Source organism: Kribbella sp. CWNU-51, from assembly GCF_054073265.1.
This window is the reverse complement of record NZ_JBSXMZ010000014.1, coordinates 132,711-147,473: the sequence shown is the minus strand read 5'-3', so window position 1 is coordinate 147,473 and position 14,763 is coordinate 132,711. Positions and strand designations below refer to the sequence as shown.

Below are 14,763 nucleotides of genomic sequence, written 5' to 3'. Positions count from 1 at the left end.
CCAACCGCCAACTTCTCGCCAGGTGGTGGCCGATGGAGCCGGGATCGCCCAGGGTGGAGTGGGTGACGAAGGTGGATCGGCCCGGCGGACGGGGATATCGGCCAGGTGGCAGATGTTCGGGGCGGGGTGTGGCGACAGGATTTCTGGTGTGAGGACGCCATCAGGGCGACCGGATCGGAAGAGGAACCGAGATGACCCGCAAGGTGACCGCCAACACCACGCTCTCGCTCGACGGACGGGTGAACGGCGCCGGTGGCGATTACGACATGAGCTGGATCGTCCCGCACGCGATCACCGAGGCGTCCCGCGATCACATGATCCGGGTGACGTCGCCGGCGACCACGATCCTGCTCGGCCGGAAGAACTACGAATGCTTCGGCGGCTTCTGGCCGGCGGTGGCCGACGACGAGAACGCGGCGCCGCAGGACCGGGCGGTGTCCAAGTGGATGAACGAGACGGAGAAGGTCGTCTTCTCGACGACGCTGACCGAGGCGCCGTGGCAGAACTCGCGGGTCGTCGACGCCGACCCGGCCGACGTCGTCAAGCAACTGCGGGCCGAGGAGGGCGGGGACATCATCGTGCTGGCCAGCGGCAGCGTGATCAAGGCGCTGCTGGCCGCCGACGAGGTCGACCAGCTGAGCATCACGCTCGCGCCCGAGCTGGTCGGCGGCGGGGCCCGCCTGTTCGAGGACGGGCTGCCGGGCTCGTCGTGGCGACTGGCCGACTCGACGCCGACCGAGTCGGGCGCTGTGTGCCTGCTCTTCGACCGCGTGCGCTCCTGAAGCACCTGAACTGGTCATCCGAACCCCTCCGATCGGCGATGAAAGCTGTCGCCAGAGAAGATGCCGCGATCGGCGCCCACCCCCGACGGTTTTCCACAGGGTCGTTCGAAAGAACGAGATATCCACAGCGGGTGGGCGCTGACGAGGTCGATCGGCTGTGGAGGAACTAGGCTGACGTGCTGTGTCCGGTCATGATCTGCCTTCCGAGCCTTATCAGCGTGCCGTCGCCTGTGTGATCCCGGCGAAGGACGAGGCGGCGCGGATCGCGGCGACCGTGGATGCGGTGCACAAGATCATCGGGGTCGACCTGGTCGTGGTCGTGGACGACGGCTCGGCCGACGGTACGGGGCAAGCCGCCGAGCGGGCCGGAGCAGTCGTCGTCCGGCACGAGCGGAACCGGGGGAAGGCAGCGGCGATGGAGACCGGAGCGGCGGCGGCCGCGGAGCGCGACGGTGCCCGGCCGCGGCACCTGTTGTTCCTCGACGCCGACCTGACCGACTCCGCGACCGCGGCGGCGCCGCTGATCGAGCCGGTCCAGACCGGCCAAGCCGACATGACCATCGGTACGCTGCCGGTGCAGTTGCGCGCCGACGGGTCCAAGGCCGGCGGCCACGGGTTCGTCGTCAAGCTGGCCCGGGCCGGCATCGAGGAAGCGACCGGCTGGGCTCCGGAGCAGCCACTGTCGGGGCAACGCTGCCTGACCCGGGCCGCGTTCGACTCCGCCGTACCGCTGGCCGCCGGGTTCGGGGTCGAGACCGCGCTGAGCATCGATCTCGGCCGCAAGGGTTTCCGCATTCTCGAGGTTCCGATCGAGGTCCGGCACCGGGCCACCGGGACGGATCTGCGCGGGCAGCTCCATCGCGCGAAGCAATACCTGCACGTCCGTCGTGCCCTCGCCGCGCGCAGCGCTCTGCCCGCGGACGGCGGCGGCCCGTCGCTGCGCAGCCTGTTCCCGCGGAAGACAGTGCAATGAGCACTGGCGACACGCCCGACACCCCCACTGCCGATCCGCAGTTGGCGAACCGCTACGGCCGTCGCGCCGTCGCGCTCTACCTGGCCTGTGCGGCGCTGATCGTCGCGGCCGGCCTGCTCGGTCCGTCGGTGGTCGTGCTGACCCTGACCAACCGGCACGCCTGGCTTCCGTCGTACTGGTTCAACTCGAAGCCGAACGACTGGCTCGTCACGGTGATGATCTACGTCGCCATCCTGCTCGGCGGGTACGGCGTCTTCCTCGCCACCAGGGCCCTGAAACACGGCTGGTCCCCGCGGGTCGACCGATTGGTTGCCCTAGGCATCGGTACGACGGCGGCCATCACCCTGGTCCCGCCGATGGCCTCCGGCGACGTGCTGATCTACGCGGCGTACGGGCGGATCATGTCGCTCGGCGGCAACCCGTACACGACCGCGCCGGCAGACACGATCCGGCTCGGCTACGACCCTGTCATCGCGGCGACCGAGCGGCCCTGGCAGGGCGCGAAGAGCGTGTACGGCCCGATCGCGACCTGGATCCAGTGGATCGCGTCGCTGATCGGCGGCGACTCGATGCAGCTGACCGTGTGGATGCTGCAGTTGTCCGTCGCGATCAGCCTGATCGTCACCGGACTGCTGCTGCTCAAGCTGGTCGGCCCCAACCTGCCGAACCGCCGCCGCGTGATCATGCTCGGCCTGGCGAACCCGCTGATCCTGTGGACGGTCCTGGCCGGCGCGCACAACGACGCGATCGCGGTGATGTTCGCGGTGATCGCGCTGGTGCTGTTCCGGCGGCACGTGTTCTGGGCGGGCATCCTGCTTGGGGTGGCCGGCTGCACGAAGCTGTCCATCGGACTGGTCGGGGTCGCGATGCTGTGGTCGCTGCGGGCCGATCGGCGGAAGGCTCTGATCTTCTGTGGCGGCGGTGCGCTCGCGATGGGTGGTCTGTACGCGATCGTCGGGCTGCAGGCGTTCCAGCAGGCGCGCTCGCAGACGTCGTTCATCTCGACCGGCACGCCACACAAGGTCCTGCTGAGCTTCTTCACCCTGTTCCTGCCGAACGGGCTGGTCCGGACGGTCCTCGCGATCCTCGCGTGGGTTGGGCTGATCGTGGTCGCGATCCTGCTGACGCAGGTCTTTCCGAAGTCGATCGTGCCGCAGACGCATCCGGACGATCCGACTCCGGCCGCGATCCGTTACACCGCGATCTACGCCATTGCGTGGATCCTCACCGCGATGTACTCACTGCCCTGGTACGACTTGATCGCCTGGGTCGCGCTGGCCGCGGTCGCCGCGTCCAAGGTGGACGGGCTGATGGTGATCCGGACGACGATGCTCGCGATCGCCTATGTCCCCGGCCGGGATCCGAACGCACGCCAGGTGGCCGCGAGCCTGTCCGACTCCCTCGAGTGGTTCAGCGCACGGCTGCGCGACACGATCTGCCCGGCCGTCGAGCTGGCGGTCCTGATCGGCCTGATCGTCTGGGCGCGCCGCGGCGGAGCGCAGTGGTGGCCGTACGACTGGCCCCGCCGCAAACAGAAAGCCCTCCAGGAGAAGGCCGAAGCCCACTAGCCGGCGTCAGCTCCAGAGGTCGTGGCCGGCGGCGATCGCCTTGGCCAGAACGGTTTTGACGGGCTTCTTCAGGACTGCCGCGGCTGCGGCCACGTCGTCGTACTCGGGCTGGACGTTGACCACCTGGCCGCCGTACCGGGCGATCTTGACGTGGATGCGCTGGCCGTCGACGTCGACGCTGGCGAACTCGCGATCCGCGGCGTGCTTGCGAATGCTGAACTCCCGCAGGCCGATCGCCGACGTCTCGGCCAGGATCACCGAGCGGACCACCTCGGCGTTCGCGCTGCCGACGAGGACCGACAGCGTGTGGGCCGGCCGTCCCTTCTTCATCAGGATCGGTGTCAGCCACGCGTCGGCCGCGCCGGCCTCCATCAGCCGGGCGAGGACCTGCGGCCAGATCCGCGGGTCGAGGTCGTCGACGTTGGTCTCGTAGACGAGTTCGGTGGCCGGATGCTCGACCGACTCGCCCACCACCACGCGGACGACGTTCGGCACCTCGACCGGATCGCGGCCGCCCGCGCCGACGCCGGTCCGCTCGATCCGCATCGACGGCAGCTGGCCGAACTCGTTCGCCATCGCGGCCAGCAGGGCCGCGCCGGTCGGCGTAGTCATCTCGTACGGCGCTGCGCCGCCGACGACCGGTGCTTCGGCCTCGGACAGCAGGGCCAGGACCGCGGGCCCGGGCACCGGAATCCCGCCGTGCTGACCGCGAACCTGGCCACCGCCGCCGAGGGAGATGGTCGAGACCACGATCCGGTCGAGGTCGAGCGAAATCGACGCGGCCGCGACGCCGACGATGTCCGCGATCGCGTCGAGCGCGCCGACCTCGTGGAAGTGCACCTCGTCGGGTGTCACGCCGTGCGCGGCACCCTCGGCCCGGGCCAGCCGGGCGAAGGTGTCCAGGGCGCGGGCCCGAACGGCGTCGCTCAGTGCGGCCTGCTCGAGCAGTTGCCGAACGTCAGCCCACGCCCGAGTCACCTGATGCCCGCGTCCTGCCTCATCCCCAGCCTCGTGCCCATGCCCGTGTCCAGCCTCATCTCCATGGCCGTGACCATGTCCGTGGCCGGCGTCCGGGATGTTCTCCGGGTGCGGGGTGCCGTTGACCTGGACCGTCGCCTTGGTCGCGGCGATCTGGTGCCGGGCCGTCGGGGCGACGGTCACCGACAGGGACGCGTCGACGGCGGCCACCGCGGCGTTGACCACCGCGAGATCAGCGCCCGCGTCCAGGAACGCCCCGAGCAGCATGTCGCCCGAGGCACCCGCCGAACAGTCGATCCAGGCGATTCTCACTCGGTCTCCTTGGACTCGTGAGGTGCGGAACGGCGGGCGACGCGAGCGGCGAAGACCCCGGCGCCGAAGCCGTTGTCGATGTTCACCACTGTCACACCGGGCGCACACGAGTTGAGCATCCCGAGCAAAGCCGCCAGCCCACCGAACGAGGCGCCGTATCCGACTGAGGTCGGTACTGCGACCAACGGTACGCCGACGAGTCCGCCGACCACGCTGGGCAGCGCACCCTCCATGCCCGCGACGACGATCAGGCAGTCCGCGGCGTCGAGACGCTCCCGCACCCCCATGATCCGGTGCAGCCCCGCGACACCCACGTCGGTCACCAGGTCGACCTCGGCGCCGAAGACCCGAGCCGTCGTCGCCGCCTCGGCTGCCACCGGGGCGTCCGACGTACCGGCCGACACCACGGCGACAGTCCCGCGCAGGACAGGCGGCTCACCGAGGACCGCCGTACGACCGACCGGATCGATCACGGCGGCCGGCAGAGCGGCGGCAACTGCCTCCTGGGCCTCGACCGTCAGCCGGGTGGCCAGTACGGCGTGATCGGGATGCGTGGCGTGCAGAGTCCGCAGCAGTTCGACGACCTGGGAGGGCGTCTTACCGGCGCCGTAGACCACCTCGGCGTCGCCGGTCCGCTCCAGCCGATCGGTGTCGAGCCTGGCGTATCCCAAGTCGTGGACGCCCGGCTGGGGACCTTGGTCTGGCAAATGAGTCACGCCGAGAATCTACGTGGCCTGCGCGGACAACACTTCCTCCGGTCCAGACGCACACGCTGTGCAACCGCCTGAATACTCAGGCATACCGTCCGATGCCTTAGGCTGCAGTGCGTGTCTTCGACGTTAGCCGGTGCATTCGGGATCGCCGCCCTGTTCGTGGCGGTGCTCGCCCTGGTGTTCGCCATCCAGGCCCTGCGAACTCAGTCCGGTGCGTCCAAGCCGGCCAAGGTCGACTCGGCCCCGGCACCCGAGCCGGAGCCGCAACAGCCGGAGTCCAAGCCGGGGACGGTCAGGTCCGAGCTCCGCAAGCTGGGCAAGGAGATCGAGGTCACCCGCGGCGAACTGCGCGAGACCCTGAAGCATCTGGCGGTGGTCCGGTACGACGCGTTCGGCGACACCGGCGGGAAGTTGTCCTGGTCGATGGCACTGCTGGACGACAAGGGCGACGGGGTCGTCCTGACGTCGATCAACAGCCGGGCCGATGCGCGCACGTACGCCAAGGAGGTCAGGGCGTTCGCGAGCGAGGCCAAGCTGTCGCCCGAGGAGGAAGAGGCGATCGAGAACCTGCGCAAGGAATCCGAGCAGACTGACTAACGACGCTTGGGCACTCGGGCGGTCAGCGCGCCCGGTTCGATCTCGGCGGACAGGAAACGCCCGGGCCCGATCGGGTCCCCGTCCAGTTGGCGCTGTACGTCGACAGCGGCGGTGATCTCCACTCTCCGCCCGGTGAACCGCTCCAGATACATGTCCGTCCGGTTCGTCCGCGTCATCAGCCGCCAGACGACGATCGGCCACTGCGTCACCCGGCGTGGGGCGATCACCACGACGTCGAGCAGCCCGTCGTCCGGCCGCGCGTCCGGCAGCAGCGGGATGTTCGCCTGCAGCATGCCGACGTTCCCGATCACGACCGTCCGCACCCGCCGCTCGATCGGCTCCGCGTCGTCGATCGTCAGCTTCACCCGCACCGACGGATGGTTGATGTTCTTCGCCGCCGACACCAGGTAGGCGGTCCAGCCGATCTGCTTCTTGAGGTGCGGAGGCGCATCGGAGATGATCGCCGCGTCCAGCCCGAGCCCGGCCATCACCGCGAACCGGTCGGTGTCCAGTTCGTCGCCGCGCACACTGACCAGGTCGATCCTGCGGTCACGGCCGTCCAGGATCCGCTCCAGCGCGTCGTCCAGGTCGAGCGGGATGTGCAGGTTCCGGGCCAGCAGGTTGCCGGTGCCGGCCGGGATCACCCCGACCGGGATCCCGGTGTAGGCCAGCGCCGCGCAGACCACGCGGACCGTACCGTCGCCGCCGGCGATCAGCACCAGATCCGACTCGTTCTCGATCGCGCGCTTGGCCATCGCGTTCCCGGCGTCGTCCTCGCGCGTCTCCAGCCACAGCGGGTCGTCGTACCCGCGAACCGACAGCGCCCGGGTCACCTTCCGCCGGAACGCCACGCCGTCGCCGACCTTGATCGGGTTCACGATCACGGCCGCCCGGGGCGGGATCGTCGTACCGCTGCCGTCCGAGGGCGTACGACGACGCCGTCGCCGCAACCCGGGCCGGAGACCGAATCCGATCGACGTGGCGGTCAGGATCGCCAGGCCGAGCGCCCATCCACCGAGCACGTCCGACACGTAGTGCGCGTTCAGAGCGATCTGGTCGGCGGACGCGATCCACACCACCGCGATCGCCGGCAGCATCACCAGCAGGCGGAACCGGCGCCGCCAGCCCCGGACCGACGGCAGAACGACGCCCAGCGCGCCCGCCATCACGAACGCAGCGGTCGCGTGGCCCGAGACGTACGACCAGCCGTCGCTCTCGACCAGTATCTGGGCCGGCCGGGGCCGCTCGAAGATGTACTCGACCGACTGAACCAGGACGAGCTCCGCGCCGGCGGACACCAGCAGCCAGAAGGCCAGCACGCGAGCCCGGCGGCGCCACAGGTACGCCGCGACCACCACGATCACCGCCCGTGAGGTCCAGGGCAGAACCACCGCGCCGACGACCTGCCAGAAGTCGATCACGGTCTCGTGGCCGGCGCCGTACGCGGCGGCCCGGGCGGCGACGGACTGGTCCCAGCGCTGCAGCGGAGGCCAGTCCTTGAAGACGAGCAGCGTGATCACGGTGAACGGCAGCGCACCCAGGACGACCGTCAGCGCACGGCCTAGCGAACTGGGTGGATGGTGGTTCATGGCCCGCTCCGATCCCCCTCGATGATCGCGTCCTGCCACCACATCATCCCGAATAGGCTTCGCCGGTTCTGACACGCCCCGATACCCTCAGGGTGTGATTGACGCGAAACTGCTCCGTGAGAACCCAGATATCGTGCGTGCGGCCCTGACCAAGCGCGGCGAAAGTACGGACCTGGTCGACCAGATCCTGGTGGCCGACAGTGAGCGTCGATCGTCCATCTCCGCCTTCGAGGCGCTCCGGGCCGAGCAGAAGACGCTCGGCAAGCAGGTCGCCCAGGCCAAGGGCGACGAGCGGACCGCGCTGCTGGAGCGGACCAAGGCGCTGGCCGCCGAGGTGAAGGCCAACGAAGCCGCCGCGAACGAGGCCGGGAACCGCTTCGACGACCTCTCCCGCGCCCTGCCGAACCTGGTCTCGGACCAGGCCCCCGTCGGCGGCGAGGACGACTTCGTCCTGGTCGAGGAGATCGGCAAGCCGCGCGACTTCGCCGCCGAGGGCTTCGAGCCCCGCGACCACCTCGAGCTGGGCGAACTGCTCGGCGCGATCGACATGGAACGCGGCGCGAAGATCTCCGGCTCGCGGTTCTACTTCCTCAAGGGCGCCGGCATGCTGCTCCAGCTCGGCATGCTGCAGCTGGCGATCCAGCAGGCGGTCGAGTACGGCTTCACCCCGATGATCACGCCGACATTGGTCAAGCCCGAGGTGATGGGCGGCACCGGCTACCTGTCGGCGCACGACGACGTCTACCGGCTCGAGGACCCCGAGCTGTACCTGACCGGTACGTCGGAGGTCGCCCTGGCCGGCTACCACATGGACGAGATCCTCGACCTGTCCGGCGGCCCGATCCGGTACGCCGGCTGGTCGTCCTGCTACCGCAAGGAGGCCGGGTCGCACGGGAAGGACACCCGCGGGATCATCCGTGTCCACCAGTTCGACAAGGTCGAGATGTTCTCCTACTGCAGCCTGGACGAGGCGGACGCCGAACACCAGCGGCTGCTCGGCTGGGAGAAGGAGATGCTCGACAAGATGGAGCTGTGCTACCGGGTGATCGACACCGCGACCGGTGACCTCGGCGTCTCGGCGTACCGGAAGTTCGACTGCGAGGCGTGGGTGCCGACGCAGGGGCGCTACCGCGAGCTCACCTCGACGTCGAACTGCACGGACTTCCAGGCCCGCCGGCTGAACATCCGGCACCGCGACGCCGACGGCAAGACGCAGCCGGTCGCGACGCTGAACGGCACGCTGGCCACCACCCGCTGGATCGTCGCCATCCTGGAGACGCACCAGCTGGCCGACGGCTCGGTCCGCGTGCCAACCGCACTGCGCCCGTACGTCGGCGGCCGCGAGGTTCTCGAACCGGTTGCCAAATGACACAGGGCCCGCGGCCGACGGCCGTTGCCCTGGACATCGATGGCACGCTGATCGACCACGACGAAGGGCTGTCGCCCGCGGTCGTCGACGCCGTACGCCGGACTGCCGCCCAGGTGCCGGTGATCCTGGCGACCGGCCGGGCCTGGTCGACCACCAAGCCCGTGGCCGAGCGGTTCGGCCTGCCGGCCGGCGGATTCGTTGTCTGTAGCAACGGTGCGCGCACGCTGCGGTTCCCGGACGGGAAGGTCGTGGACGAGCGGACCTTCGATCCGACGACCGTGATCGCCTCGGTTCGCAAGTACGCGCCGAACGCCCGGATGGCGGTCGAGGAGTACGACGGCAGCTACCTGGTCACCGAGCCCTTCCCGGAGGGCGATCTCGGCGTCGGGGCCAGGATCCGCGTGGTCAGCGACGACCAGCTCGCACCGGAGCCCGTGACTCGGTTGATCATCCGCGACCCGGAGCAGTCCGAAGCGGACTTCGTCCACCTGGCGGAACGCCTTGGTCTGCACGGTGTGAGCTACTTCGTCGGCTGGACGGCGTGGCTGGACATCGCACCCGAGGGTGTCGACAAATCGACCGGGCTGAAGGTGGCGCTGGCGCAGTACGATCTCGATCCGTCCGGCCTGGTCGCGATCGGGGACGGACGCAACGACATCGAGATGCTGACGTACGCCGGTCGCGGCATCTCGATGGGGTCCGCACCGGACGAGGTCAAGGCCGCGGCCGACGAGGTGACCAAGTCGGTGCAGGACGACGGCGTCGCCGCCGTACTCAACCGCTGGTTCTGACCCACAGCATCGACGATCCGCCCGAGGGCCTGCCGCGGGCAAGCCTTTCGATCAGCCCCGAAAGTCTTGACAGATGCCCAGAGCAACCGAAAGGCCCGGAACCCCTGTCTACTCAGGGATTCCGGGCCTTTGCTGTCAGTATCCGATAGTCCGCTGGCGGGCCGAGTATCGGATCAGGCGACGCGGCTGCTGCCGGTCCGGCGTGGCTGGCTGTGCTGGTGGTCGATGACCGTGTCGAATGCGTCGAGCACGGCGCCGACCTTCGGCCGCGGCCGTGGCGTCTTGGCGGCCGGGCTCTGCCCGCGGCGGGCGCGGCGCAGGTGACGCTTCACCGTCGACAGCGAGCAACCCAGCCGCATGGCCAGGGACTCCAGGCTGTCGTTCGGGTACTGGGTCCGCAGCCGCAGCACCTCTTCGTGGCTGACCGGCCGGCGGGTGCCACGGGCCCCGGCGAGCTGGTCGAAGTCGTCGGCCTGGACCTCGACGTCGAGCAGGTTGCGGATCGAACGCCGTTGTGCGGCAGTGGTTCCGGCGACGAACCCGCTCACGTCGTGCTCAGCAACGGCGCTGTACAAGCAGTCGGTGAACAACGGGCACGAGGCACACAAGGCCTTTGCCTCGCGGACGAGCTGTTCGTACCGCTCCCGGGTGCGACGGGTGGCGGACGCGGGCGGCGGCTCTTCCATCAGGCGGTGCTGGAAAATCTCCGGTCGGGCGATGCAGCCGGTCATCGCCCCTTCCCTGATGGAAGCCGTGTCGACAGCCGCTCGGGAGCTGCTGCCCCCCGGCCCCGCTAGATTGGGCGCTGTTGACGATCATCAAGGCTCCCCAAGTATTAGGACCCGAGTGAACGAACGGTGAACGACGTTCGGCCATACGAATCCACTAGCTGATGGATCGGCGAACTTTGTTGCCGACCCACCGTGTCGTCCCGGGCGCGGGACGCACCGATCCATAACTGTTGACGCCGCTGCTGCGGTTTTGGTTGCAGCCAATTCCGCATCAGTTCTTCGACGTTTCTGTGTGCTTCCGGTGGTGGGGCTGCATCAGTCGCGCTGATCCAGAACAGGCTTACGACGCGGCCGAATCGCCCACGGTTCCCCGCCAGACCACCGCATGAAATCATGTGCTCCCTGCGCTGCGCAGGGGAACTTGCTGCCTTTGCAGCATCCTGCCGTAACGGTCTGATGACGTTGTCAAAAGCTCAATCAGAAAGGTCAGAAACGTCTGAAACCGTGGTCAGATGGGTTGCGCCGGACGTGGTCGCAGGAGTAGTGGGGCCCGCTGGATACGGTAGCTGTGTGACCGCCGCCGAACTCCCTCGCCTGATCGCCACCGACCTCGACGGAACGCTTGTCCGCAGTGACGGAACCATCTCGGCGCGTACCCGCGCGGCGGTGCTCGCCGCGCAGCGCGCCGGAAGTGTCTTCGTGATGGTCACTGCCAGGCCACCCCGCTGGTTGCACGACCTGTCCGACCTGGTCGGCGATCACGGTGTCGCAATAGTTGCCAACGGCGCCATTCTGTACGACGTCGTGCGCCGCAAGGCGATCCGGACCCGGTTGATCGAGCCGGGCGTCGCGCTCGACGTCGCGCGGGCGATCCGGTCGGAGATCCCCGACGTACAGTTCGCCATCGAGCGATCGAACCGCTACGGACAGGAACCGGACTACCTCAATCGCTGGCCGAAGCCCGAAGACACACTGGTCGCTGCTGTCGAGGTGCTGCTGTCCGAGCCGGCTGCGAAGCTGCTGGTCCGCCATCCGAGCTGGCAGTCCGACGAACTGCTCGCCCGGATCGGTCCGGTGGTGGGCGATCGGGTGACCGCGAGTCACAGCGGTGGTCACGGGTTGGTGGAGATCTCCGCCACCGGTGTCTCGAAGGCCGCGATGCTGGCCGATTTCGCTGCCGAACAAGGGATCCCGGCCGCTGCGACGATCGCCTTCGGCGACTCGATCAACGATCTGCCGATGCTCGCCTGGGCCGGTACGTCGTACGGCGTGGCCAACGCGCATGCCGAGGTACTGGCCGTCGTCGACGTGGTGTGCCCGGCAAACGACGAGGACGGCGTCGCCGCCGTCCTCGAAGAGTTGTTTCAGCCTTTGAAATAAGGCGTTTACAGATACATCCCGCCGCTGCCCGGGCCGTCGGTGGTGCCCGCCTGCGGCGCACCCGGGAAGCTGGGGCCGTCTTCGGGCGGCAGCTGCTGGCCACCGGGCAGTGCGCGCCGCATCTGCTCCAGCTGCTGGCGAGCCGCCATCTGCTGGGCGAACAGCGCCGTCTGGATGCCGTGGAACAAACCTTCCAGCCAGCCGACCAGCTGCGCCTGCGCGATCCGGAGCTCGGCGTCGGTCGGCGTGCTGTCGTCGGTGAAGTCGAGGCTGAGTCGCTCGAGCTCCTCGACCAGCTCCGGCGCCAGGCCGGACTCGAGCTCCTTGATGGACGCCTCGTGGATCGCCTTCAGCCGCTGCCGCGATGCCTCGTCGAGAGGGGCGGACTTCACCTCCTCGAGCAGGTTGCGGATCATGTTCGCGACCCGCATCACCTTGGCCGGCTGCTCGACCAGTTCGGTCACCGACCGCGGTTCGTCGTGCTCGTCGTCGTCGCCACGGTTGGAGCGCGGCGGCCCCTCGACAGCCATTCCGTCCGGCCCGACGATCAGCACCTTGCCGTCCTCGGTCCGCGCCCCGGTCATCGGAACTCCCTGGCCCTCGTTGCTGCTCTCGGTCATCTGCCCATCCTAGGCCGGTCGACTGAACCTACGACCCGCCTGGTGGCCCTAGGATGCGCGGGCGCGATGCCGTCGGACGGCATCCCGGTTGGCGCAGGCGGGGCTGCAATAGCGCTGACGGCCGGTTCGTGAAAGGTCGGCGTACACCTTGCCGCAGCCCTCCGCGGCGCAGCGGCCGAGCCGGCTGATGCCACGGCCCGCCAGGTGGAGCGCCGTACCCGTGCTGATCAGTGTCGCGACGAGCCGGCCGACCGGGACCTTGTCGGGCCGGTAGTGCATGTGCCAGCCGTCGCCGGCGTGGTTGGTCAGGCGCGGATGCTCGGTGTACTTGGCCAGCATCGCGTTGATCAGATCGACGCGGGTCTGCTCGTCCTTCGCGTCCACGACCGCGAGCCACTCGTCGAGCGCGACGCGAACGGCCGCCAGGTCCGCGGCGGTGACGCGTCGCTCACGGACCAGGCGGCTCTCGACCCCGCTTTCCTCACAGCGCTCGGCCAGTTCCTCGGGGGTGGTCGCCGGCCGGGTGACCAGGTTGACCGCGAGCAGAACCGCGTCGGCGCCGTAAGGGTTGAGATGCATAATGGCATTACATCACGATGGATCCCATGACAGCCGACCTCGACGTCCATCGGCACCGCTGGAGTGCGGTGTCCTCCCATCAGGTCAGTGAAGGCCTGGTCGTATACCAGCGGTGTGCCTGCGGTCAGTGGAGAGTCACCAGCACACCGCCGTACGCCGTGGCCTACCCGGACATCGCCCGCACGAGCTAGTCGATCCGGCTGACCATCGGCAGGCGCGATCGCGTCATCAGCCAGGCCAGCAGCCCGGCGAACAGCGGTACGACGATCACGATGCCTGCGATCTCGGTCCACGGCACCATGAAATGCGGTGATCCGAAGGCCGCGTGGGCTGTGTAACCGTAGAGCGCGCCGACGCCGACGCCCAGCACGCAACCGAGCTGCCCGAGCACCCACGCCTGGGCCGCCGCCAGGGACCGCCGCCGGCGCGGTTGCGCACCGATCGCGGCGAGGGTCGCGAGATCCGCACGGCCCTCGGCGGCCGACAACGACACCGAGATCGCCACGCCGAGCAGTGTGACCACCGTCGCCGCCGCGAGAATCCCGATCAGGAACAGCCGGGCCGGGCTCTGATAGCCCCCGAGAGCACGAGCTTCTTCGGCTTCATCGTCGACGACGTGGACAAGATCGCCGCCGCGCTCACCGAGGCCGGTGTTCGGTTGGAGACCGAGCCGGTGACCGAGGTCTTCGGCCAGCGGCACTTCTTCGTCCGCGACCCCGAAGGCACCTGGCTCGACGTCATTCAACTGGTCGAGCCCGACCCAGCCTGGCTGGCCACCAACCTGCCGACGAGCTAGAGCGTCAGCAGGATCTTGCCCAGGTGATTGGACTGTTCGAGGTCTTGGTGGGCGCGGGCGACCTCGGCCAGCGGGTAGATGGCGTGGATGATGGGGCGGACCTTCTTCTCGGCGATCAGAGGCCAGACGTGGCCGACGACCTCGGCGAGGATGCGCCCCTTCTCCGCCACCGAACGGACGCGGAGGCCGGTGCCGGTGATTGAGCCGCGGCGGCTCATCAGCCGGCCGAGGTCCAGTTCGCCCTTGGTGCCGCCCTGCATCCCGATCACCACCAGGCGCCCGTCGTACGCGAGGGTCTTGACGTTGTCGGTCAGGTACTTCGCGCCCACGATGTCGAGGATCACGTCGGCCCCGGCGTTGCCGGTCGCCTCCTGGACGACCGACGCCCACTCGGCTTCCTTGTAGTTGATCGCGACGTCCGCGCCGAGCTGGGCGCAGAACTCCATCTTGTCCTTGCTGCCGACCGTGGTCAGCACCCGCGCGCCGTGCGCGACCCCGAGCTGGATCGCCATCGAGCCGATGCCGGACGAACCCCCGTGCACCAGCAGCGTCTCGCCGGACTTGAGGTGCGCGGTCATGAACACGTTCGACCAGACCGTCGCGACCACCTCTGGCAGTGCGGCGGCACTGACCAGGTCGAGCCCGTCGGGCACGGGCATCACCTGTGGCACCGGTACGGCGACCTTCTCGGCGTACCCACCACCCGCGAGCAGCGCGCAGCACTCGTCGCCGACCGACCAGCCCTCGACGTCCGCGCCGACCGCGGAGATCGTGCCGGACACCTCGAGCCCGATCGTCCCCGGCGCGCCGGGCGGGGGTGGATAGAACCCCTGCCGCTGCATCAGATCGGCCCGGTTCACACCGGCCGCGGCCACGTCGATGACAACCTCGTCCACGGCCGGCTGCGGATCCTCGATCTCGCCGACCGTCAGGACCTCGATCCCGCCGGCACCCTCACACACGACAGCTCGCATGCTGCACACCG

17 protein-coding genes are annotated in these 14,763 nt (G+C 69.0%); 9 read left to right on the top strand and 8 right to left on the bottom strand.

The genetic code is table 11. The features are described 5' to 3' along the window. The first annotated feature begins 191 nt into the window (after nucleotides 1-191). The 3 genes from ACXC9Q_RS18945 to mptB all read left to right on the top strand — a co-directional run bounded on the left by ACXC9Q_RS18945 (nucleotide 192) and on the right by mptB (nucleotide 3,323). Nucleotides 192-782 (top strand): dihydrofolate reductase family protein, encoded by a 591-nt coding sequence (locus ACXC9Q_RS18945; RefSeq protein ID WP_457057900.1) that lies wholly within the window; start codon nucleotides 192-194, stop codon nucleotides 780-782. Nucleotides 783-963: 181 nt separating this feature from the next. Then, nucleotides 964-1,755, top strand: coding sequence for a glycosyltransferase family 2 protein (locus ACXC9Q_RS18940; protein ID WP_457057899.1), 792 nt, complete (start codon nucleotides 964-966; stop codon nucleotides 1,753-1,755). Then, nucleotides 1,752-3,323 (top strand): polyprenol phosphomannose-dependent alpha 1,6 mannosyltransferase MptB, encoded by a 1,572-nt coding sequence (gene mptB, locus ACXC9Q_RS18935; RefSeq protein ID WP_457057898.1) that lies wholly within the window; start codon nucleotides 1,752-1,754, stop codon nucleotides 3,321-3,323. Before ACXC9Q_RS18940 ends, mptB begins: the two co-directional genes overlap by 4 nt. 6 nt (nucleotides 3,324-3,329) lie before the next feature. Here the strand turns inward: mptB and larC are convergent, their stop codons facing one another. Together larC and larB are read right to left on the bottom strand one after the other, a co-directional pair. Further along, nucleotides 3,330-4,613 (bottom strand): nickel pincer cofactor biosynthesis protein LarC, encoded by a 1,284-nt coding sequence (larC, locus tag ACXC9Q_RS18930; protein WP_457057897.1) that lies wholly within the window; start codon nucleotides 4,611-4,613, stop codon nucleotides 3,330-3,332. Next, a complete protein-coding gene (gene larB / locus ACXC9Q_RS18925; RefSeq protein WP_457057896.1) occupies nucleotides 4,610-5,329 on the bottom strand; it encodes a nickel pincer cofactor biosynthesis protein LarB in 720 nt (239 codons plus the stop codon). Before larB ends, larC begins: the two co-directional genes overlap by 4 nt. A gap of 111 nt (nucleotides 5,330-5,440) precedes the next feature. On the opposite strand from larB, the gene ACXC9Q_RS18920 reads away from it, so the two are divergent. Next, nucleotides 5,441-5,923 (top strand): DUF4446 family protein, encoded by a 483-nt coding sequence (locus ACXC9Q_RS18920; protein ID WP_457057895.1) that lies wholly within the window; start codon nucleotides 5,441-5,443, stop codon nucleotides 5,921-5,923. Here ACXC9Q_RS18920 and ACXC9Q_RS18915 read toward each other — a convergent pair. Further along, entirely contained in the window at nucleotides 5,920-7,512 is a 1,593-nt protein-coding gene (locus tag ACXC9Q_RS18915; RefSeq protein WP_457057894.1) for a diacylglycerol kinase family protein, read from the bottom strand. The genes ACXC9Q_RS18920 and ACXC9Q_RS18915 overlap by 4 nt on opposite strands. A 94-nt stretch (nucleotides 7,513-7,606) precedes the next feature. On the opposite strand from ACXC9Q_RS18915, the gene serS reads away from it, so the two are divergent. Together serS and ACXC9Q_RS18905 are read left to right on the top strand one after the other, a co-directional pair. Next, a complete protein-coding gene (serS, locus tag ACXC9Q_RS18910) occupies nucleotides 7,607-8,881 on the top strand; it encodes a serine--tRNA ligase (RefSeq protein WP_457057893.1) in 1,275 nt (424 codons plus the stop codon). After that, complete coding sequence (locus ACXC9Q_RS18905) at nucleotides 8,878-9,672, top strand: HAD family hydrolase (RefSeq protein WP_457057892.1); 795 nt, start codon at nucleotides 8,878-8,880, stop codon at nucleotides 9,670-9,672. Before serS ends, ACXC9Q_RS18905 begins: the two co-directional genes overlap by 4 nt. 173 nt (nucleotides 9,673-9,845) lie before the next feature. Here ACXC9Q_RS18905 and ACXC9Q_RS18900 read toward each other — a convergent pair whose 3' ends face one another. After that, nucleotides 9,846-10,403, bottom strand: coding sequence for a WhiB family transcriptional regulator (locus ACXC9Q_RS18900; RefSeq protein WP_457057891.1), 558 nt, complete (start codon nucleotides 10,401-10,403; stop codon nucleotides 9,846-9,848). A 570-nt stretch (nucleotides 10,404-10,973) separates the two neighbouring features. On the opposite strand from ACXC9Q_RS18900, the gene ACXC9Q_RS18895 reads away from it, so the two are divergent. Further along, nucleotides 10,974-11,783 carry an HAD family hydrolase gene (locus ACXC9Q_RS18895; RefSeq protein WP_457057890.1) on the top strand — a complete coding sequence of 270 codons (810 nt, stop codon included), beginning with the start codon at nucleotides 10,974-10,976 and terminating at the stop codon, nucleotides 11,781-11,783. 5 nt (nucleotides 11,784-11,788) lie between these two features. Here ACXC9Q_RS18895 and ACXC9Q_RS18890 read toward each other — a convergent pair whose 3' ends face one another. Beyond that, complete coding sequence (locus ACXC9Q_RS18890) at nucleotides 11,789-12,403, bottom strand: bacterial proteasome activator family protein (protein ID WP_457057889.1); 615 nt, start codon at nucleotides 12,401-12,403, stop codon at nucleotides 11,789-11,791. A 48-nt stretch (nucleotides 12,404-12,451) separates the two neighbouring features. Then, complete coding sequence (locus ACXC9Q_RS18885) at nucleotides 12,452-12,982, bottom strand: CGNR zinc finger domain-containing protein (RefSeq protein WP_457057888.1); 531 nt, start codon at nucleotides 12,980-12,982, stop codon at nucleotides 12,452-12,454. Nucleotides 12,983-13,008: 26 nt separating this feature from the next. Between ACXC9Q_RS18885 and ACXC9Q_RS18880 the strand changes: the two genes are divergently transcribed. Continuing rightward, nucleotides 13,009-13,173, top strand: coding sequence for a hypothetical protein (locus ACXC9Q_RS18880; RefSeq protein ID WP_457057887.1), 165 nt, complete (start codon nucleotides 13,009-13,011; stop codon nucleotides 13,171-13,173). Here ACXC9Q_RS18880 and ACXC9Q_RS18875 read toward each other — a convergent pair. Further along, entirely contained in the window at nucleotides 13,170-13,523 is a 354-nt protein-coding gene (locus tag ACXC9Q_RS18875) for an FtsX-like permease family protein (RefSeq protein WP_457057970.1), read from the bottom strand. The two genes, ACXC9Q_RS18880 and ACXC9Q_RS18875, sit on opposite strands and share 4 nt — an antisense overlap. On the opposite strand from ACXC9Q_RS18875, the gene ACXC9Q_RS18870 reads away from it, so the two are divergent. Continuing rightward, nucleotides 13,413-13,778 (top strand): VOC family protein, encoded by a 366-nt coding sequence (locus ACXC9Q_RS18870; RefSeq protein ID WP_457057969.1) that lies wholly within the window; start codon nucleotides 13,413-13,415, stop codon nucleotides 13,776-13,778. The genes ACXC9Q_RS18875 and ACXC9Q_RS18870 overlap by 111 nt on opposite strands. Here ACXC9Q_RS18870 and ACXC9Q_RS18865 read toward each other — a convergent pair. Then, the gene (locus ACXC9Q_RS18865) at nucleotides 13,775-14,752 is read right to left on the bottom strand and encodes an NAD(P)H-quinone oxidoreductase (RefSeq protein ID WP_457057886.1); all 978 of its coding nucleotides are present in this window, start codon (nucleotides 14,750-14,752) and stop codon (nucleotides 13,775-13,777) included. The two genes, ACXC9Q_RS18870 and ACXC9Q_RS18865, sit on opposite strands and share 4 nt — an antisense overlap. Nucleotides 14,753-14,763: the final 11 nt, after the last annotated feature.

Excerpts from the sequence above, each read along its gene's own strand:
- ACXC9Q_RS18945 (WP_457057900.1), top strand. The coding sequence starts at position 192 with ATGACCCGCAAGGTGACCGCCAACACCACGCTCTCGCTCGACGGACGG.
- mptB (WP_457057898.1), top strand. The coding sequence starts at position 1,752 with ATGAGCACTGGCGACACGCCCGACACCCCCACTGCCGATCCGCAGTTG.
- ACXC9Q_RS18915 (WP_457057894.1), bottom strand. The coding sequence starts at position 7,512 with ATGAACCACCATCCACCCAGTTCGCTAGGCCGTGCGCTGACGGTCGTC.
- ACXC9Q_RS18905 (WP_457057892.1), top strand. The coding sequence starts at position 8,878 with ATGACACAGGGCCCGCGGCCGACGGCCGTTGCCCTGGACATCGATGGC.
- ACXC9Q_RS18900 (WP_457057891.1), bottom strand. The coding sequence starts at position 10,403 with ATGACCGGCTGCATCGCCCGACCGGAGATTTTCCAGCACCGCCTGATG.
- ACXC9Q_RS18890 (WP_457057889.1), bottom strand. The coding sequence starts at position 12,403 with ATGACCGAGAGCAGCAACGAGGGCCAGGGAGTTCCGATGACCGGGGCG.
- ACXC9Q_RS18885 (WP_457057888.1), bottom strand. The coding sequence starts at position 12,982 with ATGCATCTCAACCCTTACGGCGCCGACGCGGTTCTGCTCGCGGTCAAC.
- ACXC9Q_RS18880 (WP_457057887.1), top strand. The coding sequence starts at position 13,009 with ATGACAGCCGACCTCGACGTCCATCGGCACCGCTGGAGTGCGGTGTCC.
- ACXC9Q_RS18865 (WP_457057886.1), bottom strand. The coding sequence starts at position 14,752 with ATGCGAGCTGTCGTGTGTGAGGGTGCCGGCGGGATCGAGGTCCTGACG.